This window comes from Microcystis sp. M44BS1 (genome assembly GCF_020244875.1).
Taxonomy (GTDB): Bacteria; Cyanobacteriota; Cyanobacteriia; order Cyanobacteriales; family Microcystaceae; genus Microcystis; species Microcystis panniformis.
The window spans coordinates 1-26,450 of the sequence record NZ_JADBVM010000158.1; the positions used below are offsets into that span (position 1 = coordinate 1).

Genomic DNA, 26,450 nt, shown 5'->3' on the forward strand with positions numbered 1-26,450 from the left:
GAAGTGGGGAAGTGGGGAAGTGGGGAAGTGGGGAAGTGGGGAAGTGGGGAAGTGGGGAAGTGGGGAAGTGGGGAAGTGGGGAAGCTGTCTCATCACCCTATCACCCCAAAACCCTATCACCCCAAAACCCTATCACCCTATCTCCTGCCTCCTGACTCGGAGACTCCTGACTCCTGACCCCAGTAACAAACTTTTTCAGCAAACCCTATTTAATTTAACAACTCCCTGGGATCGGTGACTTCCCCTTTAATCGCTGCCGCTACCACCATCGCCGGACTCATCAACAAAGTACGCCCGGAAGCGGAACCTTGACGACCTTTAAAGTTACGATTGGAGGAGGAGGCGCTGATCTGATCTCCCTGCAATTTATCGGGATTCATGGCTAAACACATGGAACAGCCCGCCTCGCGCCATTCAAAGCCCGATGCTAGGAAAATTTGGTCTAATCCTTCTGCTTCCGCTTGTTTTTTGACTCTTTCGGAACCGGGGACGATAAAAGCTTTCACATGGGGGGCAACACGATGACCTTGGGCAAATTTGGCCGCTTCGCGCAGATCACTGATCCGGCCGTTAGTACAGCTACCGACGAAGCAGACATCGATTTTTGTGCCTTTAATCGGGGTGCCGGGGGTGAGTTTCATGTATTGATAGGCTTCCTCTGCGATCGCTCTTTCACTTGCCGGTAAACTTTCGGGAGTGGGAATGACTTCGTTAACCCCGATTCCTTGGCCCGGAGTAATCCCCCAAGTAACTGTGGGTTCGATTTCACCGGCATCGAAGACCACCACATCGTCATAAACCGCATCGGCATCGCTTTTAATGCTTTCCCACCAATTAACCGCACTTTCCCAGTCTTTAGGCGCAAAATCACGACCTTTGAGGTAATCGTAGGTGATTTGATCAGGGTTGATATAACCACATCGGGCCCCACCTTCGATCGCCATGTTACAAATCGTCATCCTTTCTTCCATGGACATCCGTTCAATTGTACTACCAGCATACTCGTAGGCGTAACCAACACCGCCTTTTACGCCCAATTGACGGATAATATGGAGAATTACATCTTTAGCATAGACACCGGGGTTTAAATCGCCGTTTACCTCCACTCGACGCACTTTTAATTTCGATAGGGATAGGGTTTGGGTAGCAAGAACATCGCGTACTTGGGAAGTGCCGATGCCAAAAGCGATCGCCCCAAAAGCGCCGTGGGTGGAGGTGTGGGAATCACCACAGGCGATCGTCATCCCCGGTTGGGTTAGACCCTGTTCAGGAGCGATCACATGAACTATGCCCTGATTGCCGGAACCGATGCCATAGAAAGGAATATGATTGGTTTGAACATTAGTTTCGATCGCCCGGATCATTTCCTCGGCCAAATCGTCAAGGAAAGGACGCGCCTGATTTTCGGTGGGGACGATGTGATCGACGGTGGCAATAGTCCGTCCTGGAAATAATACTTTTAAACCCCTTTCTCTCAGCATCGAAAAAGCTTGCGGACTGGTGACTTCATGCACTAGATGCAGTCCGATAAATAATTGTGTCTGTCCACTGGGAAGAATCTTAACCGTGTGTGCGTCCCAGACTTTATCGAATAATGTTCTTGCGCTCATTGACTTTGGAATGATAGTCATCTCCCTAATCATATCAGCTAACTCCAGCCGATAAATATTAATTTTTTCTTTTCTCTTGGTTGGTAGGGATAATAGATAAATAGCTTTGTTTTTGCCAGCTTAAAACCAGCAGTTTTTGAGTGAAATAAAAAACTTTCTAGGAGAGTGGGAAGTGGGGGAACAATCCATTTTAACACTGATTTGGTATAAGCAAAACAAATCGGCGAACATATAACTAGCTATTTTTGCCCTGCAGCGCAGGATACATAAAATAAAAATCGTTGATGAATGGGAAATAAGATTATTGTAGGGGCGAATTGCATTCGCCCTCTTTTAATAACCCCTCGGTCTATAGCAATAAAAAATTATTCTTTTCTTGTCACTGCTAAATTATGCTCGCTAACTCTCCTATTCAGATAAGTTTCTCCGAGAACAATTAATCCTAGAATCAGAGGTAAACTCAGCCATGCTCCTAGGTTTCCTAAGTAGTTAACACTAATAGCAATCAGGAGAGTTACCCCCATATAAATAATCGCTACTTGTGAATGAGACAAGCCTGATTTTTGTAATCTTTGATAAAGGTGACTGCGGTGAGATTGGAAGATATTTTCCTTTCTGAATAATCGACAAATCAGGGTATAAATAGCATCACCAATCAGAGGAAAAGTGATAGTTAAAGCTGACCAAGCTTGACTTTGATCGCCCTGGTTATTAAGTAAAACCATAGCGACAATTGCCCCTAGACTGGTGCTACCCACATCGCCCATAAAAATTTTGGCTGGCGACCAATTCCAGAGGAGAAAACCACCTAAAGCTGCCACTAAAAGCCATAAAATTGGTTGCTGAAAATAGAGAGCGAGAAATCCTAATTGTACCGCCGTACAGCCAGCCACCAAGCCATCAAGACCATCCATAAAATTATAAAAGTTAATGATCGCAGTCAGGCCGATAATTGTGAGAATAATAGCTAAAATTTTGCCGCCAAAACCCAAATCTAATAGCCAAGATTGGGGAAAAGCACCGAAAAAAGTGACCGCAATACTAGCGGAGGATAACTGCACTAAATAGCGAATACTAGAGGGAATACCGCGACGATCATCGAGAAGGCCGATAATAATTAAAGGAGTCAGAGACAGCCACAGGGGAATAAGAGGTAGGGAAGGAGGAACGAGAAAATAACTGAGGCTGCTGGTCAGAGCAAAAGCGACGACAAAACCGAGTCCACCTCCTCTAGGTGTGGGTTGACTATGGCTGCTACGCTCATTGGGAATATCTAACAATTGTTGACTAAAACGTTGTTTAATCAGGGCAACCACCAGAAAACTAATCAGAAAACTGATGACTGAGAGTAGGGATAATAACATAGGGATTTTTGCGCTCAGATTAATTATCGATCCTACGTTGTTCGGTGACGAAAAGTGCCGATATTGCCCTCGTGGTTTTAGTCAGTGTCAGCATCGCACTTCAAAAGCTAAGGCAGTCCAGCGTTTGGGGGATAGGAGCAGAAATTTTAGGTTTAACTTACTCTCGATCGCTTTTCACCTGACTGATGCGACGAACGTTTAAAATATCACTCATCAGCTTAATTTGACTAACACAGCGTTCAAATTGTTGCAGGTCTTTTACTTCAATTTTCAGGGAAATTAAAGCGGGTTTGCCGAAATTAGTCTTAACTCCGGCATTGCGAACGTTAATATTTTGGTCACTTAAACGAGAGAGAATATCTTTTAAAACCCCGACGCGATCAATCACTTCAATCTGAATATTTACTGGATAAGTTGGATAACGTCCCTGGTCATCTATAGGGTTCCAACTAACAGGAATTAAGCGTTCAGCTTCGGCTTTTTCCACATTCGAGCAGCCCTGACGGTGAATAACAATACCTTCCCCCGCATGGGCAACTATACCGGTGATATTTTCCCCTGGTAAAGGACAACAACAACCGGCCAAACGATAGACTAATCCCTCCACACCGGCGATCGGTGATTTACTAACGGGTAAAGCCCTTTGAACGGGAGAAGGTGGTAGAATCAATTGGGAATCAGTCAGGACATCGGGCGGATTTTTGACGGTTAAAATTTCCTGTTGATTTTTAACTGTTTCTTGCAGACGATTAACCACATTTTTTAGGGTAACTTCGCCGTAACCCAAAGCCGCCAATAAATCATCTACTGCCACATAATTGCACTGTTTAGCCACCGATTGCATTCGTTCTGATTTCAGCAGAGCATCGAAGCCAGTTTTACCCAATTCTTTCTCTAATAAATCACGACCTCGGCTAATATTTTCTTCTCGGCGCGATTTTTTGTACCATTGCCGGATGCGATTTCTGGCGCTAGGAGTAACGACAAAATTTAACCAATCTAAACTAGGGTGACTATTTTTGCTGGTGAGAATTTCCACCAGATCACCATTTTGCAAGGGAGCATCAAGAACTGACCATTTACCATTAATTCTTGCCCCTTTCATCTGATTACCTACTTCGCTATGAATATGATAGGCAAAATCTACCGGTGTCGCACCTTGGGCCAGAGCCACCACATCACCTTTGGGGGTGAAAACATAGATATCTTCTTCAAAGAAATTATTTTTCAGGCCATCCATGTATTCTTGGCCATCTTTAAGGTCTTTTTGCCAGTCGAGCAGATTACGCAGCCAAGCAAATTTTTCATCCTCAGCGGTTAAAGTTGTGTGACTAGAACCGGTTTCTTTATACTTCCAATGGGCTGCAATCCCGTATTCAGCAACATGGTGCATTTCTAGGGTGCGAATCTGCACTTCTAGGGGGCGGGCATTTAAACCAACAACGGTGGTATGGAGGGATTGATAACGGTTAGCTTTTGGTAAACCGATATAGTCTTTAAAACGGTTGGGAATCGGGGTAAATTGGTCGTGAACTATGGCCAAACAACGATAACATTCCTCTTTAGTTTCGACGATAATGCGGACGGCGGCGATATCATAAATCTGCTCGAATTCTTTGCCCTGATTGTGCATTTTATGATAGATGCCGTAGAGATGTTTGGGGCGACCTTGTAAATCAAGAACTTTTATGCCAATTTCTTGCAATTTTTCCCGCAATGTGTTAGTAACGGTTTCGATGCGGGCCTCTCGATCGATCCGTTTTTCCGATACCAATAACTGGACTTGACGATAAGCATCGGGTTCGAGGTATTTAAAGCATAAATCCTCTAATTCCCATTTAAATCGCCCAATCCCTAAACGGTTAGCCAGTGGAGCAAAGATTTCTCTAGTTTCGAGGGCAATGCGTTGCTGCTGTTGCGGGGTGAGGTGTTCGAGGGTTTGCATATTGTGCAGGCGATCGGCTAACTTTACCACGATGACGCGGATATCTTGAGCCATCGCCAGAAACATTCGGCGAAAATTCTCCGCTTGCCGTTCAGTTTTACTAGAAAAGTTGAATTTGGAGAGTTTTGTCACCGCTTCCACCAAATTACGCACCTCGACACCGAATCTATCCTCGATTTCTTCGGGGGTGACTTCCGTATCTTCTACCACATCGTGAAGGAATCCCGCCGCGATCATTGCCCCATCACCCCCCAGATCTCTCAGTAATCCCGCTACAGCTATAGGATGGGCGATATAGGGTTCCCCGGATTTGCGATACTGCCCCTCGTGGAGTTTGTGAGCGAAATTAAAGGCCCTAGAGATTAAATCGCTATCGGGATTCTGGGGGGCGTTTTCGTGGGTAATTAGGCATTCTTTCAGCCAATCGGGTAAAACTAACGCTTTTTTCGGTTCCGTGGCCCGGGGAAGGACGGTGAGGGTTTCTGGTTGGGTGGCAGTGATGGCGTTCATGGTTAGATGGGGGAGATGGATAATAGGGGTGGTGGAGACGGATAACTAGAAAATTATTAGGCCGAAGGGATGCCAGATTGCTTAACTCTCTAACACTGGAATCGGATCGATCGGCGAAAAGGGCAGGATTCTTTTAAGTTTTTGTCTCTGGTTGGGAGGAGGGAGGACTTGCAACCGTGACGGCAAATCGTTAATCTTATGTAACAAATTCTAACGCGCTTTGTATTGGATGCTACCGACAAATTACCATCAAGCCTACAAATCTTTGTTAAGAAAACTGGAGGATTTCAGTCTTGCCCTTCTGGATGGGGACGCTTCCACGGGGTTACAATCTTTTCAAGCTTTACAAACCTGTCTAGAAGGGGAGATATTGTCACTAAATGATGACAATTTCAGCCCAGAGGTGGCTAATCGTTGGCGCACGGTCCAGACGGAACTATATCGATCGTGGCGATTGCTGGAGACGGATTGGTTATTTTTGGCCTCAGCGCGGCAAGGACGGGAGAAGCGTTTACAGATAATTAGCGAGCGAGTGGCGACTTTAAAGGGGTATTGTCGGGTTTTGTTAGGGGCAGTTGTCGATTAGTAATTAAATGCTCGATCGCCCTTTGTGTGGCATACTTGACCCTAAGTAGGTAGGCGTTAAAAATTATCAGATGCCCCCTTATTAAGGGGGATCCCCCCGCCTATCGGCACGGGGGGATCGGCACCCCCCTTATCAAGGGGGGCAGGGGGGATCTCCACCCCCCTTATCAAGGGGGGATTAAGGGGGGATCAGAGGCAAAATCTATCTTCGATTTAATTATAACTACTTACTTAAGTCCTAACTTTTATCGTTACCGATCGCGTCATGTTGGAAATTAAAGACCTAAAAATTGCCTACCCGACCGAATTAAGTTCTCCCTCTTGGGCGATCGATGGGGTATCTTTTAGTATAGGCAAAGGGGAAACTCTGGGATTAGTGGGTGAATCTGGTTGTGGAAAATCGACCATCGGTAAGGCTATTTTAAGGTTATTACCCAATCGCACTCACGTGGAAGGTGAGATTACCTTTGAAGGGCGATCGCTTTTATCTTTGTCTAGCAAACAGTTAGAAAAGTTTCGCGGGGAAGAGGTGGGATTAGTGTTTCAAGATCCGATGACGCGACTAGATCCGCTGATGACTATTGGCGATCATTGTGTGGAAACTTTGCAAGCTCATCGACGAAATTTAACCTATCGTCAAGCTAAAAGTCAAGCTTGTACTGTCCTAGAAAAAGTAAAAATTCCCGCTAATCGTTGGTCCCAATATCCTCACGAATTTAGCGGAGGAATGCGGCAAAGAGTGGCCATTGCTTTAGCTTTATTATTAAACCCTAAGTTAATTATTGCCGATGAACCCACCACCAGTTTAGATGTGACAGTTTCGGCGGAAATTCTGCGGGAATTAAAGCGTTTATGTAGCGAGGAAGAGATGGGATTATTGTTAATTTCCCATGATTTAGCGATGGTGGGAGAATATTGCGATCGATTAGCGGTGATGAAGGGGGGCAAAATTGTCGAATCGGGAGCGGTAAAAACAGTTTTTAATACACCTCAACACCCCTACACCCGTTCTCTTTTGGCCGCGGCTTTACACCTACAGTTACGGGAGGAAAAATCAACAGCAATTCAAGGCAAAGAAACGGTGTTAAAGGTGGATAATTTAAAACAGTATTATACCCTAGAAGGTAACTTTTTAGATATTTTTTTCAAGAGAGAAAAGAAATTTATTAAAGCGGTGGATGAAGTCAATTTTGAACTGTATCGAGGGGAAATATTCGGTTTAGTTGGGGAGTCGGGATGTGGGAAAAGTACCCTATCGAGAACCCTATTACAGTTAATTAAACCCACTGGGGGAAAAGTGGAATTTTTAGGAGAAGATTTAACCCCTTTATCGGGAAAAAAAATGCGTCCAAAACGGCGCTTAATGCAGATGATTTTTCAGGATCCCCTCGCTTGTCTCAATCCTCTAATGACGGTGGGAGAAAGTATCGCTGATCCGCTTTTGATCCATCAAAAAGTTAGTCTAGAAACGGCAAAAAAACAGGTTTTAGAAATGTTAGATCGAGTCGGTTTGACACCAGTAGAGGAATTTTATCGACGCTATCCTAGGGAGTTATCGGGGGGACAACAGCAAAGGGTAGCCATTGCTCGCGCTTTAATTACTCGTCCGGAATTAGTTATTTGTGATGAACCGGTTAGTATGCTCGATGCTAGTGTCCAGACACAGGTTTTAGAGTTAATGTTAGAGTTACAAAAGTTATTTAATCTCACTTATTTATTTATAACTCATGATCTTTGGTTAGCGAGATTCCTCTGCGATCGAATTGCGGTGATGACTGCGGGTAAAATAGTTGAAATGGGTGACACTGAACAGATTTTTAGCCATCCCCAACACCCCTACACGCAAAAATTAATCGCCGCAGCCCCGAGAATTTATCCCGACAGCAACTAAAATCGCTCTAGGGGTTTATAATTGTTATTGTCTAGATATGGTTAGGAAAGACAAAATGACCAGACAACTTCAGATAACTCTCCCTGAAGATACCATGCAACTTCTCGATCGATGGTTAGCGAGTAGTGATTATCCTGAAAAAGAATATAATAATTTAATTAATGAAGCGATTAAATTATATATTATGGAACCACAGAGAAACTACCTCAAGCAACAATTAAAAGAAGGAGCTATTGTTAGAGCAGAAAGAGATTTAAATTTAGCACAGGATTGGTTTTCTTTAGAGGAAAAATTATGGTAGTAATGATTATTTTCAAAGTTAAAAAACTGCTCAAAAAATTTGTCTTTAGTCTCCAAGAGGAAGGATGGAAACCAGCACTCAAAAAGACGAAACGAAAAATTATTAAAATTCTCACAGGAAAGAGTTCCTCTGAATTTGAAGAACAGGTGATCGAAAGTGCTAAATTAGCTGAACCGCGACCCCTAGAAATTGCCAGTAGTGATGATCCTTTAGTCTCGATTATTATTCCTGTTTATAACCAATTTGCCTACACCTTTAACTGTTTGGAATCCTTAAGTGTTAACCTAAGTTCTGATTTAGCTTATGAAGTAATTATCGTTAATGATGCTTCCACTGATGAAACCTTAGAACAATTAGCCACTTTAGTTAAAGGAATCAAAGTATTAACTAATGCAGAAAACTCTGGTTTTATTCGTTCCTGTAATTATGGGGCTAGTCAAGCAAAAGGTCAATACCTATATTTTCTCAATAACGACACTCGTATTCTGGAAAATTGTCTAGAAAGTTTATTAAAATTAATCGTCAATACTCCCCGAGTTGGTGCGGTGGGTTCCAAGTTAATTTATGCTAATGGTAAACAACAAGAAGCGGGGGGAATTATCTGGAATTCTGCCGATGGTTGGAATTATGGACGCTTAGATAGTCCCGATGAACCAGAATATAATTATGTGCGTCCCGTGGACTATTGTTCGGGGGCCAGTTTATTAGTTCCTACGGACTTATTTAAGCAATTAGGTGGTTTTTCTCAAGACTTTATCCCCGCATATTACGAAGATACAGACTTATGTTTTGCCATCCGAGAATTGGGTTATCAAGTTCTCTATCAACCCCAATCTAATGTTATTCACTACGAAGGAATCACCTCGGGAACAGACCTTTCCAGTGGGATTAAACAATATCAAGTTATTAATCAAACTAAGTTTCGAGAAAAATGGTCAAAGGTATTAACTAAACACCTAGATAACGATGCTAATAATGTACCCAAAGCTGCCCGACGTTTACAAGGAAAACCGACAATTTTAGTCATCGATTCCTACGTTCCACTATACGATCGAGAGTCTGGCTGTGTGCGTTTATTAAATATTCTTAAGCTACTGCTCAATTTAGGCTATTCAGTGATTTTCTTTCCCGATAATGGCTATCCTGAACAACCCTATACTTCCGTCCTGCAGCAGCTAGGAATTGAAGTTATTTATGGCACAGCGCAAAGATATAATCTAGAAGAAAAATTAATCAAATATTTACCCCTGATCGATGGAGTTTGGTTGTGTCGTCCTGAATTGTGCGATAAGTATATGGACTTAATTCGCTTAAAAACAAAAGCACCAATTATTTATGATACAATTGACCTGCATTTTCTGCGTTTAAAACGGCAAAAAGACTATCTCGATCCCAGTTACCAAAATACTAGCTGGAGTTGGGAAACCTATCAGAAATTAGAGTTAAACTATGCTAATCAAGCGGAAGCAACCGTGGTAGTAACGGAAGACGAAAAGCAGGTTTTATCCTCTTTAGGAGTGAAAAATGTTTGGGTAATCCCCAATATCCATGAAGAAATTTCCCTGTCAGAAAAAGTTGCTTTTGACCAGCGATCAGGGTTAGTATTTATTGGTAGCTACAATCACCCTCCTAATATTGATGCAGTTAAGTGGTTATGTTTAGAAATTATGCCCTTAGTTTGGGCATCCCGTCCTGACATTACCGTTAATTTATTGGGAAGTAACCTCAAGGATGAAGTGAAAGAATTAGCCAATGATCAAGTGATTGTTACCGGTTATGTTCCCGAAGTAGAACCCTATTTTCAAAAGAGTCGGATTTTTGTTGCTCCCCTGCGATTTGGTGCGGGAATGAAGGGTAAAATAGGTCAAAGTCTTTCCCTAGGATTACCCACTATTACCACAAAAATTGGTGCCGAAGGTATGGGATTAATTGACCACCAAGATGTTTTAATTGCCGATACTGCCGAGGAATTTGCCCGCGCAGTGATCGAACTCTATGATAATAGGGAATTGTGGCAAAAACTCGCTGATAATTCCCTAGAAACTATTAAGAGATACCAACCAGCTACCGTGCAAACTAACCTGCAAGCTTTGTTATCAAATTTAGGAATTATTGCTAAAGATAGTTAACAAGAATAAAGCTCATTTCTCCCACAGGTCTATTCTATGTCACCGAAATCAAATCAACTTTGGAATCCGCAATTTTGCAGATGTATCAAGCATTTGTATAGGATCAATTTAGGACAAGTTTTGACTTTTTTATTCTATAAACCTCTTGCATAATTAATTTTTGAGGTTTCAAAAACGGCAAGAATAAGGATTAAATGGCATAAAATATGTAAATAGAGCCTTTAATTGCTTATTATTCATTCTTAATTGTCCTGACTCCTGACTCCTAACCCTAACAACAATTTTTGATTTTTACAAGAGGTTTTATCAATATGCCAACTTATCCTGATATTTCCAGTCAAGCGTTTAAACATCCCCTAGATCAGCAAGCTGAACAGGCCTTAAGATCAGTTCCGGGGTTTGACTTATTAGCGAAAAGTTTTTCCGAATATCTCTATGAACGTCCCCAACAAATTTTATTAATGGGCAATGATCTAAAAGTCGGTCCGCGTCAATACGCCACTTTATACGGCATCTATCGCCAATGTCTGCGGGATTTAGATATGTCCCAAGAACCGCATCTTTATGTCAGTCAAAACCCTTTAGCCAATGCCTATTCTTTGGGTTCGGAACATCCCTATATAGTCTTTAATACTGCCCTTTTAGACCTCTTAGATGAAGAAGAAATTCGGGTAATTCTTGCCCACGAATTAGGTCATTTAAAATGCGATCATAGTATTTTAATTCAAATGTCTTTTTGGGTGATGGGGGCGGCTAATTTGCTTGGGGACATCACTTTAGGACTAGGAAAAGTCATTACTACCGGTCTAGTTTATGCCTTTTATGAATGGCGAAGAAAAGCCGAATTATCAGCAGACAGAGCGGCTTTATTAGTCACCGATGATTTAAATTTAGTCCTGAGAACTCTAATGAAATGTGCGGGAGGAAGTCAAAAATATCTGCATGAATGCAACTTAGAAGAATTTATTCGCCAAGGGGAAGCCTACCGACAATTAGACCAAGATAACTTAAACCAGATTTATAAATTTATCATTTATAATGGCGGCAATGGTTCCTTTTTAACCCATCCTTTTTCCGTAGAAAGAGTACATTATCTACAGGAATGGTTTAACTCGGAATCCTATCGTCAAATTCGCCGGGGAAACTATGCCAAAATAGGGGTAAAAAGCTCAATTAATGTTGATGCTAATGATAGCGAAAGCGAAAGATTGCAGCGACAAATAGCAGCACTACAAGCAGAAATTGAACGGGCAAAAAGACAAAGAAACTATGAATAACCAATAACAGCCCATAAATCAGCCAAATCAGCCAAATTAGCCGAAAAAGGTGAGCAACAAGCGATCGCTAAATATTAGTTTTCCTGATTGATCAGCTGTACTGCATTTAAACTGCGTATTGGGAATTTTAGTACAAATGCTCAAACTTCCTCTCCCTGCTCCGGCGCTCACTGATTACTGATTACTGGACGGCTACGCCGTGCCTTTGGCAACACTGAAAATGCGCTCGCCTGTGTTTTGGCGATTTGGTCGGTACAATAGAGATATCGGAGACCGAGAATAGCAATTCTCCCTAGGATTATCGATAAACACTTACCCCCACTCTCTTTTTTTTGTTCTACTGCCCATGCTCCAAGATACCCAATCCATTCGTTACTATCAAAGACTAACCGATGACATGGTGGATCTTTGGCACCGTGGCTCGCGTTTTGATGAGATCCGGCTATATGTAGAAGGCTATTTAGCCTGTTTACGCGATTCTAGTTCCATAGAACCCTATCTAATTCATCGTCTCGAAGAGGAAATATTTCGTTTTCTGCGAGATCCTTCTAATTTTGAATATCTCTCCCCCCAAACCCAAACCCAAACTGAAGCAGATTATGGCTATTATTAACCCCATCTCGGGTTAAGGGAATTTGGCCATCAGTTCCGCAAAAAAAAATCGGATTGACTCGCGAGAATCGCCCCGGGATTAGACCTCTTGCATAGAGAAGAATTCAGGAGTTAGGAGTCGGGAGACACAAGGGAAATCCTTACCCAATCGGGTTTTCACTAACTGTCAGGACAAATGGGTATTTTACGGGAGAGCTACTGAGCTTGACAGGAACGAGATTGGGTCATCTGTAGAACAATAGTATCGATCGCTTTCACCAGAGCCTGTCCGGAAACCCGTTGATTATTAACGATAATGCTAAATAACATCGGTTCTTGGTTGGGGTTTTCTAGATAACCCGATAGGGCCCGCACACCGGTAAGAGTGCCAGTTTTAGCGTAAACTGTGCCAGTAGCGGCCGTCTGACGCATTCGGTTTCTCAGGGTGCCACTAATTCCCGCTACCGGTAAGGAAGCATAGAAAGTGTCGCGATTAGGAGAATAATACATCACCCGCAAAATTTCCACGATCGAGCGGGGAGTAGCGTTATTATGGCGGGATAATCCCGAACCATCAGCTAGACGAAAACCACTGGGATTGATGCCCAATTGTGCCAAGATGGCAGTAACACTTTTAGAACCGCCGATAAAGCGAAAAAGAGTTTCAGCGTAGAAATTATTACTTCTCTGATTAGTGATATTCACCCAATCGCGCAGGGATTTTTTTTGAATTGTCGTTTCCGGGTTCATCACTTGTAAAGCGGCAGCCGTGGTAAATAACTTTGTATTAGAAGCAGGGATAAAATAGCGATCGGCGTTATGACTATAAATAACCGTTTGGCGATCGATAGATTCGATTAATATACCCCACTGATTGGGAGCTTGACCGATAATTTTATCGATATTTGCCCCAATCAATTGAGTACAGGTATTATTATTGGTGTTATTGTTTTCTGGCGGGGGAACGTATAATTCTATGGATTCGTTCGACGAGGAAGGAGCGGGATAAACAGACAGATTAACTTGAGCGATGCTAGGGTAAGCCAAGGCGATAGTGGCGACACTGGCCACTGTCAGGGAATTAAGGCTATTGAGGAGTTGTTTCATGCTGTGTTTGTCTAAGAGTCTGGTTTCCTTAAGCGTTCGCACTATTGTACCAGTTGCCGCTCAAGTGTCAAAGTTACCTGTCTAAGAGATTTTAGCGGCTAATGCACACCAATGCCAGAGAAGAAAGCTGGCAATAGCCCGGAACTGCACTGATACCCCTTTTCAAGACCAGTTGGAATTTTTCTGGGTTCCAAAATCGTGCTATTTTGATACCGTTGACATTGCTGGTGACAATTTGGGGATAATAAAAGCAAAGTGTAGGAAAAGGGATATCAGACCCATGTATTCTGTCTCAGATGATTCCAAAACAATGACGAATACCAGCCGTCAAACTGTGCTAGAGACGTTAAACTTACAAAAAACTTATCGGACAGGATTCTGGTTAAATAAAAAAATCGAATCCTTGAAAAACTGTACTTTAATTGTCCATGAGGGCGAAACCTTTGGATTATTAGGCCCGAACGGGGCCGGCAAAACCACGCTCTTAAAAACCCTTTTGGGGATTGTCCGACCCACTTCCGGACGGGCCTTGATTCTCGGTCAACCAATTGGCGATCGCTCGGTCAGGCAACGCATCGGCTATCTTCCTGAAAATGCCTACTACTACGACTATCTCACCGGCTGGGAATTCCTACAATTAATCGCCGGCATTTTTCAAATTCCCTCTTCTGTGCAGAAAAAACGCATTCCTGAATTATTGGATTTAGTGGGATTAGACCGCAAAACTGCCCAGAAAAAGCAATTGCGTCAATATTCTAAGGGAATGATGCAACGGATCGGTATAGCTCAAGCATTAATCAATGATCCGGAATTAGTCTTTTTCGATGAACCGATGTCGGGACTAGACCCTATCGGTCGCTATCAGGTGCGAGAAATTATTCAATCCCTCAAACAACGGGGGAAAACCATCTTTTTTAACTCTCATATTCTCTCCGATGTGGAACAAATTTGCGATCGCATTGCCCTGTTGGCCCGGGGAGAATTACTCTGTGTCGGTTCCCTCGATCAAATCCTCGGTCGTGCTGATGTCTATCAGGTGATTGTTCAAGGTGGTAGGGAGGAGCAACTACAGCAATGGATACTCGGTTTACATTGGCGCGATAATTGTTGGCAGGGACAATTACAGGGAGAACCCGATGCTTTTCTGGCTGCCCTGCCTAGTATGGATGCTCGCTTGATTAGTCTTAATTTAGCTCGTGCTTCCCTAGAGGAATTTTTTATCGACCAATTACGTCAACGCGGTATTACCTCTAGTCAATAAGCACTCTCAGAGCAAATCCGTTTTTAGTAATATCTGAACTTCCAATCCCACTGTAAAAACCCAGTTATGGATTGTTTCTCCCCGCTCCGCTCCTCCCCTATACCTTTTAAACAGGATTTAGTATCATACGCACAGAAAACGGGTTTCTCGGAGAAACCCGTTTTCTGCTCATGCACTCATGCAAAAAGGGGAATAAATAATCAGTCTTTAATAACCAGATTTAGTATCAGAGGGGGTGAGGATTGAGTATCATCAATCCCCCCGGCTACGATCGAATTATCTTAATCTGTAAGGTAATACCATTTTTCTTTATTCTTGGCAGGTATCTTACCCCCCCGACGTCGGGGGGGTTGGGGGGGTGGGGGGTTAGGGCGATTAACCATCTCTGCCATTACTTATGAAAAATGGTATAAGTTGCCAAAAAGGAGACAATTGTGCGACGGGGAAGACATAAAATTTTTATCGGGATGGCTCCGGGAGTCGGGAAAACCTACAAGATGCTGGAGGAGGGGTATAGCCTCAGAAAGCAGGGAACCGACGTGGTGATTGGACTGCTTGAAACCCACGGCCGGAAAGAGACCGCCGAAAAAGCCGAGGGATTGGAAATCGTACCGAGAAAAATCCTAGAGAAAGAGGGATTCACTCTCTCGGAAATGGATACGGAAGCAATTATCGCTCGCTCACCGCAGCTGTGTCTGATTGATGAATTGGCCCACACGAATGCACCCGGTTCGGAGCGAGAGAAACGCTTTCAGGACGTGGAGATAATTTTATCCCAGGGAATCGATGTTTACTCGACCGTGAATATCCAGCATATCGAGAGTTTAAACGATCTGGTCGCCCGAATCACCGGGGTGGTGGTGCGAGAGCGAATACCCGATCGAATTTTGGAGGAAGCTGATGAAGTGATTGTGGTAGATGTCACCGCCGAAACCCTAGAGGAAAGATTATTAGCGGGAAAAATCTACGCTCCCGAAAAGATTCAACCATCTTTAAATAATTTCTTTCGACGGCGCAATTTAATCGCTCTCCGGGAACTCGCCCTGCGCGAAGTGGCTGATACAGTAGAAGAAGAAGCGAGTAATTCGACATTTATCGGTCAATCCTGTCCCGTTCACGAACGGGTATTAGTTTGTGTTTCCACCTATCCCAACTCTTTACGATTATTGCGTCGAGGAGCGCGGATAGCGGGGTATATGAACGCGGAATTTTTTGTGATTTTCGTCGATAACCCCGATCGCTTTCTCACCAAAGAGGAGGCTTTACATATCGAAACCTGCGAACGTTTATGTCGGGAATTCGAGGGGAAATTCTTACGGATTAAAAGCTATCAGGTGGCCGAAGCGATCGCAGAAGTGGCCGAGCAGGAACGAATCACCCAGATTGTGATCGGGGAGAGCCGTCAATCGCGCTGGAAGCATTTAATCAAAGGTTCTTTCACCCAAAAACTTATGCGCCTGATCTGGCAGAAAAATATCGATCTTCACATCATCGCCACCGATCCAAAAGTACCAGTTAAAGACGCGCCGGCCAAGGGGACGAAAAGATAACCACCAAGGCTCCCACTTCCCCACTCCCCCACTTCCCCACTCCCCCACTTCCCCACTTCCCCACTTCCCCACCTCCCCACTTCCCCACTTCCCCTCTCAAATCAGCAACGCCCTCTGGGATGATATTCTAGGAGTTAATCTTTAATGCAAATCCGTTGTCACTTAAGGGAGTTAACTCATGCAGGTAAATAATCTCGGCTTTATCGCTAGTATCCTATTCGTCCTAGTCCCCACGGTTTTCCTCTTGATTCTGTTTATCCAAACCAGAGAGGAAACCGAGGGTTAAATTCCTTCCCTATCCCTATTCTTCCTAAAAACCCCGGTGATTTCTCGAAGTCATGCGGGGTTTTTTCGCTTCAATTAGGAGAAAATGCTAGTTTCGTCACCTGATCCAAAATAGCCTATAGTTAGCGGATCTAGTATTATCCTAAATCTGGTTATTAAAAACTGATTATTTATTCTCCGTTTTGCCTCTTGCCTCTTGCATGAGTGCCTCTCCTGATATGTAGCCTATACTCAACGGATCTAGTATTACTGAACTTTCTTGGTACATATCTACTATAAAAACAGAAAACCCTTATCCATCAATGGATGCACCCATTAACTTTTCTTAATGCACCCATGTAATTTGTAACACTTCTTAATAGACAAGAACTCTCTCCATTTGCTAGAATGGTAGTCATGTATATAGAAAAAGTTCCTAACCGTAATTCCCCCCCGCCGTTCTTCGACCTGATTCCTATCGAGAAGGAGATCAAGTCAAAAAAAGAACCCTGGCCAACCTCTCAAAATTACCCGATGATATTATCGACAATCTGAAACTGGCTCTTAAAGGGGCGTTACAATCGAGATAAAAAGAAAGGGAAAACTCAGATAGTTTTTGGCTTACTATGTTCAGCTAAGGGTTGTCCGATAGCGGGAGAAGTCTTTGAAGGAAACACATCCGATAGTGCCACCTTAGCCAGACAAATCGAGAAAGTCAGAAAAGGTTGGGGGATTGAGAATGTGGTCTGGGTAAGCGATCGAGGAATTTTAACAAAGGAGAAAATCAATGAATTAGTAAAACCGATAGAAGGATTAGACTATATTACTTTCGGACTTTATTGGAGGACTTAGGGCCGATTTGCTTGAATACAGTAGAATGTACGATTAGAGAGGGAAGTTATCGTTTTGCTAAGATAACTCGACCGACTGAACTGCAACAATCATGCGTTAGATTTATTCGGGGTTTCCTTGATTTGTACCCAGTAAAGGAGCAGCAGAAATTCTCTTAATCCCTCCTACAGTACAGGTTATGGCTTTTTGTCAACTGGGAAGTCCAGTTATAGCGGCTAAACGGGCCAGATAGAAGCTAGTAATAGTTTTAGCATCGATCGATTCTCCCCTGGCGATCGCTGATTCCATTTCCTCAAAACTCATAAAAACCACTTCCAGATCTTCATCGGCATCTTGAGCGGGGGGCAAGCTTAATTTTTCCAGATCCTGGGCCAGAAAAGCATAGATGTATTCATCGGAATAACCCGGTGCCAGGGCAAATTTACCCAAAGATTGCCAATTGTGCGCCCGATAGCCCGCTTCTTCCTCTAATTCTCGTTTTACCGTCGTAGCAGGGTCTTCTCCTTCATCAATCGTTCCGGCGGGAAATTCCAGAATTCGAGCTTGCAAACTAAATCGATACTGACGTACTAAAACCAATTGACCTTCCTTGGTGATTGGAACTGCTAAAGCGCCCCCTGGATGACGGACACATTCCCATTCTCCCTCGACACCGTTAGGTAAACGCAGTTTCGAGACTTCAAATTGAAAGACGCGACCTTGATAAAAAAGACGTTGTTGGAGCAATTGAGGCGGTTCAGACATAGAAAATTTTCAACTAGGACTTTAAGAATTAATATCAAGAAATGTTACCTTTGTCACCGGTGTTTCAGGTTATAATGGAAGATGCTGTCTTTACAGGTTAAATCTTTTTCGAGAAACCCCATGGCCAAAAAATCGATGGTAGAACGCGAGAAAAAACGCGCTCGTCTCAGACAAAAATACGAAGCTAAAAGAGCGGAACTAAAAGAACAATTCCGCACCGCCGAAGATTTTGAAGAAAAACTGGCAATTCACCAAAAATTACAGGAATTACCCCGCAATAGCGCCCCCAGTCGTCACCGCAACCGTTGTTTAACGACCGGCAGACCGAGAGGATACTATCGCGATTTTGGTTTATCCCGCAACGTTTTACGCGAATGGGCCCACCAAGGTCTTTTACCCGGTGTGGTCAAGTCTAGCTGGTAGTCAGAAACAATATCTAGGGAAAATACCGGGATAGAGGCGTGGTTTTTGCGTCTCTATTGCCGTTTTTAGGTAGGGTTTGCGGCAAAAAGTACGGGCGAAGCATTCGGATAGAAAATCTACGGTTTCACCGATAGGTTATTGCCCGAATGCTTCGCCCCTACAGGACGCGATCGCCGCTCAAGATGCCAGGTTTTGAAGCACGATTCTCTCAAAATCTTGCAGCTGTTTCGCCAGAAAAGCCACAAAACCCTTACCTTGCCTACATTTCACATTTATTCAGCAAGCCCTAAACAAAAACTCTCGATCGAGCGATCGAGAGTTAACCATGAACAAAAAATTTACCTAGACTACAGTAGCAGCCTTACGGGCAGCGGCGGCCTCGTCGGGATGAATACCGAGACGGGTGAGATTGAGACGACCTTTACTATCGATCTCCCGTACCTTGACTAACACCTCATCCCCCACGGCCACTTCATCTTCCACCTTACCGACGCGTCCCTCGGCCAATTGGGAAATATGGATCATTCCCTCTTTCCCTGGCAAAACTTCCACAAAAGCGCCGATTTGGATAATGCGAGTCACGCGACCGAGATAGACCTCACCCTCATTGAGTTTGCGGGTCATATTGTAGATCAGTCGTTTAGCTTTTTCGGCCTGTTCCCCATCGGTAGAGGAAATAGTCACAGTCCCATCGTCATCGATATCAATTTTCGTGCCGGTCTGTTCAGTAATCCCTTTAACCGTCTTACCACCTGGCCCGATGACTAACCCGATCAGATCCGGATCGATCTTGATCGTCAATAACCTCGGTGCGTGGGGAGATAATTCCGTGCGGGGTTTTTCTAGGGTCGCTAACATCTTCTCTAGGATATGTTTGCGGGCCGGTAAAGCTTGTTCGATCGCCTTGGCCACCACTTCCATGGTTAAACCGGGGATTTTCATATCCATCTGGAGAGCGGTGATGCCAGAATCAGTGCCAGCCACCTTAAAGTCCATATCTCCCAGAAAATCCTCGATACCTTGGATATCGGTCAAAATCCGCACTTCTTCCCCTTCTTTAATTAAACCCATGGCCGCACCGCTAACGGGTTTTTTCAGGGGAACACCGGCATCCATCAGCGCTAGGGTAGAACCGCACACGGAACCCATGGAGGTGGAACCATTAGAAGAGAGGACTTCCGACACCACCCGCAGCACATAGGGAAATTCCTCCTGGGGAGGAAGGACAGGCACGATCGCCCTTTCCGCTAAAGCACCGTGACCGATTTCTCGACGGCCGGGAGAGCGCATGGGACGGGTTTCACCGACGGAAAAGGGTGGGAAATTGTAGTGATGAAGATAGCGCTTTTCGTCTTCGGGATGGAGATCGTCCCCTAAATCCTGAGCATCACCGGGGGTGCCTAGGGTGGCGATCGAAAGCACCTGGGTTAAACCGCGATTAAACAAACCGCTACCGTGAACCCGACGGGGTAAAACTCCTACCCGGCAAGAAATCGGCCGTACTTCGTCCAGTTTGCGACCATCAACCCGCACCCCATCCTCAATAATTTGGGCGCGCATCAGTTTTTTGGTCAGATCCTTGAAGAGATTACCGATTAACTTCGGCTCTTCCAGCGTTGGAGATTTTAAGGGATCTTCATCGGGGAGAGCGGTTATAGTTTCCTTGATCCGATTTTCGATCGCCTCTAATTTCTCATCCCGTTCGGTTTTGCTGAGGGTAAACTGGCAGAGAATCTGTTTAATTTCCTCTTTAGCTTGTTCTTTCAGGAAATTATGCACGGTTTCGTTTACTACCGGCGCTTCTCGGGTGACGAGGGGAATACCCAACTGATCGATCAATTCCCGTTGAGCGGTGATCAGGTCGCGCACTGCTTCATAACCAAAATCGATCGCCTCAATAATATCCCGTTCCGGTAACTGATTGGCTCCCGCTTCGATCATCACCACCCCTTCGGGACTACCGGCCACCACTAAATCCAATTCTCCGTTATGGATTTCCTTGTAGGTGGGATTGATGATAAATTCATCCCCTAGTAAACCGACGCGCACCGCTGCCATCGGTCCTTGGAAGGGGATACCTGCCAACAAAACCGCCACAGAGGCCCCCGTAACGGCCAAAACATCCGGGGGGACTTCCTCATCCATCGAGAGGGTCGTAGCGACCACCTGAATATCATCCCGTAGCCAACTGGGGAATAGAGGCCGCAGGGGGCGATCGATCAAACGACCGGTCAGAATTGCTTTTTCCGGGGGACGACCTTCACGACGCAAAAATCCTCCCGGGATGCGCCCGGCGGCATATAATCTTTCTTCGTAATCAACGGTTAAGGGCAGGAAATCTACTCCTTCTCTGGCTTTGGCTGTGGTTGCTGTCACTAAAACCGCCGTTTCTCCCGATTGGATCAGAACACTACCGCCAGCTTGGGGGGCTAAAAGCCCTATTTTTAGTCGAATATCCCTGCCATCAAAGGATATTGACTTGTCAAACTCTTCCATGTAAAGCTATATTCCTTTCTTTCACTTTTCTCTGTGCTGTGGCAATCCTAGCATTTTTTGTCCCCCTTTCCAGCAGGTTTAGTATTCAGTGATCAGTTATCAGTGATCACTGATCAGAGTTGAGTTTTCAGTTCGCTGATTACTCTTTACCGTTTACTGATCACAGCAAAAAAGCTCGCCACTTCCCCACTTCCCCAATCCCCCAATCCCCCAATCCCCCAATCCCCCAATCCCCCAATCCCCCAATCCCCCAATCCCCCACTTCCCCAATCCCCCAATCCCCCACTTCCCCAATCCCCCAATCCCCCAATCCCCCAATCCCCCACTTCCCCACTTCCCCACACCCCCACTTTTAAACAGAATTTAAGATTACTTGCTCAAACCGGCCAAAAAATGATAGTTTCAGATATAGGAATAATCTGGTTAAGAAAAAAAATGTCTTCCCTTGCCGCTTGCTGGCCCAAAAATATTTCTAAGTATTAGCACAACTGACTGACTGTCAGCAGTTGGGCGGGATTCTTCCAGGCTCGAAGAACCCCAACCCAAGAAAATTAAGACAATTAAAAGGATTGCGTCTCTATTATCTTTCAGACGCTTCTAATCCAGTGAATTTGCGGGTTATCTTCAAATTAACCCCGTTTAACCCTATTTATTATCGATCATGGCTGAAAGTTATTTACTAGACAAACTGCAATCTGTAGAACAGACCTACAAAGAATTAACCCGTCGTCTAGCGGATCCCGATGTCACCAGTAATCCGGGTGAATTGCATCGTCTGGCCAAATCCCGCGCTTCCCTAGAGGAAACGGTCAACACCTACGAAATTTGGCAAAAAAGTCAAGAGGATTTAATCGGTGCGAAACAAATCTTCAAAGAATCCGCCAGCGATCCCGAATTACGGGAAATGGCCGCCCTAGAAGTAGCAGAATTAGAGGCAAAAATCGCCACTTTGGAAGACCAATTAACCATTCTGCTGCTGCCCCGGGATCCCCTCGATGAAAAGAATATCATGCTGGAAATTCGCGCCGGGACTGGAGGTGATGAGGCCAGTATTTGGGCGGGAGATTTAGTGCGTTTGTACTCAAAATATGCCGAAACTCAAAACTGGAAAGTTAGCCTTTTGAGTGAATCTCCGGCGGATATGGGCGGATTTAAAGAGGCAATTTTAGAGATTAAAGGCGATAACGTCTATAGTAAGCTGAAATTTGAGGCAGGAGTCCATCGAGTGCAGCGGGTTCCTCTGACGGAAGCAAGTGGTCGCGTCCACACTTCCACCGCTACCGTGGCGATTATGCCAGAAGTGGACGATGTGGAAGTGCATATCGATCCCAAGGATATTGAGTTAACCACGGCTAGATCTGGGGGAGCAGGCGGTCAAAATGTCAATAAAGTGGAAACTGCCGTCGATTTAATCCATAAACCCACGGGAATCCGGGTTTTCTGCACCGAAGAGCGATCGCAATTGCAAAACCGGGAACGAGCTATGCAGATTCTCCGGGCGAAACTGTACGATATGAAGTTACAGGAACAACAGGAAGCGGTCAGTTCCATGCGGCGCTCTCAGGTGGGAACCGGTTCCCGTTCGGAAAAAATTCGCACCTATAACTATAAGGATAATCGTCTCACCGATCATCGCTTAAATCAGAATTTTTCCCTCGATCGCATTTTAGACGGCGATATCGAAGATGTGATTCAATCCTGTATCGCCAAGGATCAACAGGGAAAACTGGCGGAATTAGCCGCTGCCCAAGAGACAGCTTAATCAGGAGACTCCGAGACAGGGGATTATTTTTATTTATGCTCCCCGCTCCCCTCTCCCCAACCCGCAACGGTCAAACCCTTTGCTACTTTTTGGCTTTTTACTTGCTATAATCGATCGTCGAATTTGAGTAGGAGACGGGAGAAAATGGCCGATTGGCAGGAAATAGAGGGGGGGATCACCGCCCCAAAAGGATTTAAATCCGCAGGGATGGCCGCGGGGCTAAAACCGTCCGGTTTGCCCGATTTAGCCCTAATTGTCTCGGAAACAGAAGCGATCGCCGCCGGAGTTTTTACCACCAGTCAAGTGCGGGCCGCTTGCGTCGATTATTGCCGTCAACGCCTCCAAACTAAAGCCAGCGCCAGGGCGATTTTGTGTAATGCCGGCCAAGCAAACGCCGCCACGGGGCAAGCTGGATGGCAGGATGCTCTCGATAGTGCCGCCGCCTTGAGCCAAGTTTTAGGGATTCCCGCCGATGCAATTTTGCTGGCATCTACGGGAGTGATCGGGCAACGGATTCGCATGGATGCGTTAACCGCCGCTTTACCGACCTTAGCAGGTTTATTGTCGGAAAATGGTGGCGAAAGCACGGCCAGGGCGATTATGACCACGGATCTAGTCCCCAAATCGATCGCCTTGCAAACCACTATTGATGGTCGTCCGGTCACAATTGGGGGAATTGCCAAGGGATCGGGGATGATTCACCCGAATATGGCGACGATGCTCTCCTTTATTACCTGTGATGCCGCAGTATCGACGGTTCTCTGGCAAAGTATGTTAAGTCGGGCGGCTAATAAAAGTTTTAATCAGATTACGGTGGATGGGGACACCAGTACCAATGACAGTCTGATCGCCTTGGCTAACGGTCAATCGCGCACCACAGCGATCACAGAAATGGGCCGGGATGCCCAAAAGTTAGAGGCCATGTTAACGGAAGTTTGTCAATACCTGGCCAAAGCGATCGCCCGGGATGGGGAAGGAGCCACCTGTTTAATAGAAGTGCGGGTTTCGGGGGCGGCCGATGATCAGTCCGCTCGTCAGATTGCTCGCACCATTGCCGGTTCTTCCTTGGTAAAATCGGCGGTTTTCGGTCGAGATCCCAACTGGGGACGAATTGCGGCGGCCGCGGGCCGGGCCGGGGTTGTCTTCCATCAAGAAGATCTACAAATTAAGTTAGGCGACTTCGTGATGATGGAAAATGGTCAACCTCTGGCGTTCGATCGAGCTAGTGCCAGTAATTACCTGAAAGCGGCAGCAAGCGGGGCTTATTTACGAGAAGATACCGTTTTAATGTCTATCTGTATCGGTAACGGTTCGGGAACAGGTACGGCCTGGGGTTGCGATCTTAGTTACGATTACGTCAAAATTAACGCCGAGTACACCACTTAGGGTTTGCTGAAAAAGCTTTTCCTAGGGGCAGGGTGTGACCCCCCCCAACCCCCCCGACATCGGGGGGGCAGGTGGGGTGTGGGGTGTGGGGTTTTACCTATTTTCAGGTGGTCAGTTACCTAATTTTCAGGGAAAAAGTCCAGGGATTTTCCCCCCGATCCCCGCAACGGCTGGCACTTTTTGAGGGAAAAAAAGTCTAAAAGTCTGATCCAACAAGGTTTTTAGATTTATTCAGCAAGCCCTACTTAAAGCGATCGATTCTCTAAACAGGCTCTCTTGTCCTTGCTGGATTGTAGCCCAACAGCTTGATCAAAGGTTGACGTTAGGCTCTAGTCTATACCGACAATCTCGATGATCGATCCTGTTGATTACACAGCATCCGAGAGAGCCGATTACCCGATTAACAGATAAACTTTAATGGTTGGATTGTAAGTAGCTGGTTATAATTAAATTAAAAATGGATTTTAGGTTCGATCCCCCCTGCCCCCCTTGATAAGGGGGGTGCCGATCCCCCCTTAGTCCCCCCTTTAATCCCCCCTTAATAAGGGGGGCATCTGACAACTTTTAACGCCTACCTACTTACTTCTTTTCAACCGGTCTCGAAAACAGTTTTGTCAGTCCCTCAGTCCCTTGGCAAAATCCATCTATTGGCGGGGAAAACGCTGCATGGTTCCGAAAAAATCACCACGAATTCCTTTAGAATTGCACCAGATCAAGGCTCACGAGTTTTATCAAAAACGGCTGGCATCGGGTAAAGAAGGCAATGAGATAGATGACTGGCAGCAAGCGAAAGAATATTTGAGCCAACATCCCAGAGCGATTCTTGCTTGGAATCTAAAAATGCCCTATCGCGGGGGAAAAAGGCTAATTAAAAGATTGTTGCTATCGCTCCAGTCTCTTGTCAGAGTTGCTTGGAAACTGCTAATCTTTCCCTTCTGGCTATTTCAGCAAATACCGGGGCTTTTTGCCCGTGAAGACAAAGACAGCCGCACCTTTGCCATTGATGTGGTCAAAACGATTATTTCTGCCCTGGGATTAATTGCTACCCTTTTGGCAGGAATTGGGCTTATTGTCAATTATTTCAATTCTCAAGCGGAAATGCAACTGACTCAGCAACGTCTGATTACCGAGCGCTTCTCGAAAGCTGTCGAGCAAATCGGTAGTGGTAAAGAGGAGGTGGTAATTGGCGGCATTTATTCCCTAGAGCGAATTGCCAAAGATTCTCCCAAGGATCAATGGACAATTATGGAAGTGCTGACTTCCTACATTCGTAAAAATTCCCCCATTCCCTCGAATATTCAACAACTGAAGCCAGAGGCAGAGGAAAGAGAGAAGACCCCAGAAAAGCTCCCTTCCGTGAGTATTCCAGTTCAGGCCGCTTTAACGGTAATCGGGCGGCGTAAAGGGGATAATTTGGCTGAAACAACTGACTCTAATAAAATTAAAATTCTTGATTTAAGTCGGACAAATTTGAGGGGAGCCAACCTCAACCGAGCCAACCTCAACCGAGCCAACCTCGACGGAGCCAACCTCAACGGAGCCTTCCTCGAAGAAGCCAACCTCGACGGAGCCAACCTCAACCGAGCCAACCTCAACCGAGCCAACCTCGACGGAGCCAAGCTCATCGGAGCCAACCTCATCGGAGCCAACCTCAACGGAGCCAACCTCAACGGAGCCAACCTCAACGGAGCCAACCTCATCGGAGCCAAGCTCATCGGAGCCAACCTCAACGGAGCCAACCTCAACGGAGCCTTCCTCAAGGGAGCCTTCCTCATCGAAGCCTTCCTCGAAGAAGCCAACCTCAACGGAGCCAACCTCAACGGAGCCTTCCTCAGGGGAGCCTTCCTCAGGGGAGCCTTCCTCATCGGAGCCTTCCTCGAAGAAGCCAACCTCAACGGAGCCAACCTCAACGGAGCCTTCCTCAACGGAGCCGAGGGTCTTAATCCAGAACAAATTAAATCGGCCTGCTCTTGGGAAAAAGCAATATACACGGAAGCCAAGTGGGATGAAGATAAACAATTATGGGTGGTTGCTGACCGGGAAGCCAATCAACGAGAAATCGAGAAACTCAAAAGGGACAAAAACTCAGATCCGCCAAATCCGAGGCTCTTCTCGGCTTTGTGTGATAATTTTTGCTTATGGAATCGTGAAATGCTTACTGGACAAGACTTTTAAGACTATTTTGCGGATATTCTATCAGTATAGACCTCGTTTCCACACAGAAACCAGAAGAGCCAAATCCGATCGATTGTAATACTAAATAGGGTTTGCGGCAAAAAGTACGGGCGAAGCATTCGGATAGAAAATCTCCGGTTTCACCGATAGGTTATTGCCCGAATGCTTCGCCCCTACAGGACGCGGGCCGATGAAGACGCAAGGTTTGGAAGCACGATTCTCTCAAA

The 26,450-nt window shown here is 45.2% G+C and carries 21 protein-coding genes and 1 pseudogene; 14 read left to right on the forward strand and 8 right to left on the reverse strand.

Annotated features, from left to right (window positions below; genetic code table 11):
• Positions 1-209 precede the first annotated feature (209 nt).
• The 3 genes from leuC to IM515_RS12775 all read right to left on the reverse strand — a co-directional run bounded on the left by leuC (position 210) and on the right by IM515_RS12775 (position 5,429).
• Positions 210-1,610, reverse strand: coding sequence for a 3-isopropylmalate dehydratase large subunit (leuC, locus tag IM515_RS12765; RefSeq protein WP_287628164.1), 1,401 nt, complete (start codon positions 1,608-1,610; stop codon positions 210-212).
• Between the two features lie 365 nt (positions 1,611-1,975).
• The gene (locus tag IM515_RS12770) at positions 1,976-2,974 is read right to left on the reverse strand and encodes an MraY family glycosyltransferase (protein WP_002764626.1); all 999 of its coding nucleotides are present in this window, start codon (positions 2,972-2,974) and stop codon (positions 1,976-1,978) included.
• Between the two features lie 157 nt (positions 2,975-3,131).
• A complete protein-coding gene (locus IM515_RS12775; RefSeq protein ID WP_287628153.1) occupies positions 3,132-5,429 on the reverse strand; it encodes a RelA/SpoT family protein in 2,298 nt (765 codons plus the stop codon).
• Positions 5,430-5,658: 229 nt separating this feature from the next.
• On the opposite strand from IM515_RS12775, the gene patD reads away from it, so the two are divergent.
• From patD to IM515_RS12805, 6 genes are all read left to right on the forward strand, one after another.
• Positions 5,659-6,015, forward strand: a complete 357-nt coding sequence (gene patD / locus IM515_RS12780) for a heterocyst frequency control protein PatD (protein ID WP_104395311.1) — start codon at positions 5,659-5,661, stop codon at positions 6,013-6,015.
• Positions 6,016-6,279: 264 nt separating this feature from the next.
• A complete protein-coding gene (locus tag IM515_RS12785; protein WP_287628154.1) occupies positions 6,280-7,905 on the forward strand; it encodes a dipeptide ABC transporter ATP-binding protein in 1,626 nt (541 codons plus the stop codon).
• A gap of 55 nt (positions 7,906-7,960) precedes the next feature.
• A complete protein-coding gene (locus tag IM515_RS12790; protein ID WP_287628155.1) occupies positions 7,961-8,206 on the forward strand; it encodes a hypothetical protein in 246 nt (81 codons plus the stop codon).
• Positions 8,200-10,335 carry a glycosyltransferase gene (locus IM515_RS12795; protein WP_287628156.1) on the forward strand — a complete coding sequence of 712 codons (2,136 nt, stop codon included), beginning with the start codon at positions 8,200-8,202 and terminating at the stop codon, positions 10,333-10,335. Before IM515_RS12790 ends, IM515_RS12795 begins: the two co-directional genes overlap by 7 nt.
• Positions 10,336-10,646: 311 nt before the next feature.
• Positions 10,647-11,612, forward strand: a complete 966-nt coding sequence (locus IM515_RS12800) for a M48 family metallopeptidase (protein WP_287628158.1) — start codon at positions 10,647-10,649, stop codon at positions 11,610-11,612.
• 346 nt (positions 11,613-11,958) lie between these two features.
• Positions 11,959-12,225: a DUF6761 family protein gene (locus IM515_RS12805; protein ID WP_002739044.1), complete on the forward strand. Its 267-nt coding sequence runs from the start codon at positions 11,959-11,961 to the stop codon at positions 12,223-12,225.
• A 194-nt stretch (positions 12,226-12,419) separates the two neighbouring features.
• Here IM515_RS12805 and dacB read toward each other — a convergent pair whose 3' ends face one another.
• Entirely contained in the window at positions 12,420-13,310 is an 891-nt protein-coding gene (gene dacB, locus IM515_RS12810; protein ID WP_002764614.1) for a D-alanyl-D-alanine carboxypeptidase/D-alanyl-D-alanine endopeptidase, read from the reverse strand.
• A 280-nt stretch (positions 13,311-13,590) separates the two neighbouring features.
• Between dacB and IM515_RS12815 the strand changes: the two genes are divergently transcribed.
• Positions 13,591-14,571, forward strand: a complete 981-nt coding sequence (locus IM515_RS12815; protein ID WP_002764613.1) for an ABC transporter ATP-binding protein — start codon at positions 13,591-13,593, stop codon at positions 14,569-14,571.
• Positions 14,572-15,005: 434 nt separating this feature from the next.
• The gene (locus IM515_RS12820) at positions 15,006-16,121 is read left to right on the forward strand and encodes a universal stress protein (RefSeq protein ID WP_287628159.1); all 1,116 of its coding nucleotides are present in this window, start codon (positions 15,006-15,008) and stop codon (positions 16,119-16,121) included.
• On the opposite strand, the gene IM515_RS12825 is transcribed toward IM515_RS12820, so the two are convergent.
• Positions 16,087-16,209: a hypothetical protein gene (locus tag IM515_RS12825; protein ID WP_287633490.1), complete on the reverse strand. Its 123-nt coding sequence runs from the start codon at positions 16,207-16,209 to the stop codon at positions 16,087-16,089. The two genes, IM515_RS12820 and IM515_RS12825, sit on opposite strands and share 35 nt — an antisense overlap.
• 90 nt (positions 16,210-16,299) lie before the next feature.
• Between IM515_RS12825 and psbM the strand changes: the two genes are divergently transcribed.
• Both psbM and IM515_RS25910 read left to right on the forward strand, forming a co-directional pair.
• Positions 16,300-16,407, forward strand: a complete 108-nt coding sequence (psbM, locus tag IM515_RS12830; RefSeq protein WP_002745897.1) for a photosystem II reaction center protein PsbM — start codon at positions 16,300-16,302, stop codon at positions 16,405-16,407.
• A gap of 395 nt (positions 16,408-16,802) precedes the next feature.
• Positions 16,803-17,213: pseudogene (locus IM515_RS25910) on the forward strand (IS1634 family transposase N-terminal domain-related protein); the annotation flags it as partial.
• A 213-nt stretch (positions 17,214-17,426) separates the two neighbouring features.
• On the opposite strand, the gene IM515_RS12835 reads toward IM515_RS25910, so the two are convergent.
• Positions 17,427-17,981, reverse strand: coding sequence for an NUDIX hydrolase (locus IM515_RS12835; RefSeq protein ID WP_002764609.1), 555 nt, complete (start codon positions 17,979-17,981; stop codon positions 17,427-17,429).
• A gap of 120 nt (positions 17,982-18,101) precedes the next feature.
• Here IM515_RS12835 and rpsN point away from each other — a divergent pair, with 120 nt between their 5' ends.
• Complete coding sequence (gene rpsN, locus IM515_RS12840; protein ID WP_002740009.1) at positions 18,102-18,404, forward strand: 30S ribosomal protein S14; 303 nt, start codon at positions 18,102-18,104, stop codon at positions 18,402-18,404.
• A 342-nt stretch (positions 18,405-18,746) separates the two neighbouring features.
• Here the strand turns inward: rpsN and IM515_RS12845 are convergent, their stop codons facing one another.
• Both IM515_RS12845 and IM515_RS12850 read right to left on the reverse strand, forming a co-directional pair.
• A complete protein-coding gene (locus IM515_RS12845; RefSeq protein ID WP_002787006.1) occupies positions 18,747-20,900 on the reverse strand; it encodes a polyribonucleotide nucleotidyltransferase in 2,154 nt (717 codons plus the stop codon).
• 146 nt (positions 20,901-21,046) lie between these two features.
• Complete coding sequence (locus tag IM515_RS12850; protein WP_287633492.1) at positions 21,047-21,250, reverse strand: hypothetical protein; 204 nt, start codon at positions 21,248-21,250, stop codon at positions 21,047-21,049.
• Positions 21,251-21,561: 311 nt separating this feature from the next.
• On the opposite strand from IM515_RS12850, the gene prfA reads away from it, so the two are divergent.
• From prfA to IM515_RS12865, 3 genes are all read left to right on the forward strand, one after another.
• On the forward strand, positions 21,562-22,662 hold the full coding sequence (prfA, locus tag IM515_RS12855) for a peptide chain release factor 1 (RefSeq protein WP_287628161.1): 1,101 nt from the start codon (positions 21,562-21,564) through the stop codon (positions 22,660-22,662).
• Between the two features lie 144 nt (positions 22,663-22,806).
• Positions 22,807-24,048: a bifunctional ornithine acetyltransferase/N-acetylglutamate synthase gene (gene argJ / locus IM515_RS12860; protein ID WP_287628162.1), complete on the forward strand. Its 1,242-nt coding sequence runs from the start codon at positions 22,807-22,809 to the stop codon at positions 24,046-24,048.
• Positions 24,049-24,714: 666 nt separating this feature from the next.
• A complete protein-coding gene (locus IM515_RS12865) occupies positions 24,715-26,223 on the forward strand; it encodes a pentapeptide repeat-containing protein (RefSeq protein ID WP_287628163.1) in 1,509 nt (502 codons plus the stop codon).
• Positions 26,224-26,450: the final 227 nt, after the last annotated feature.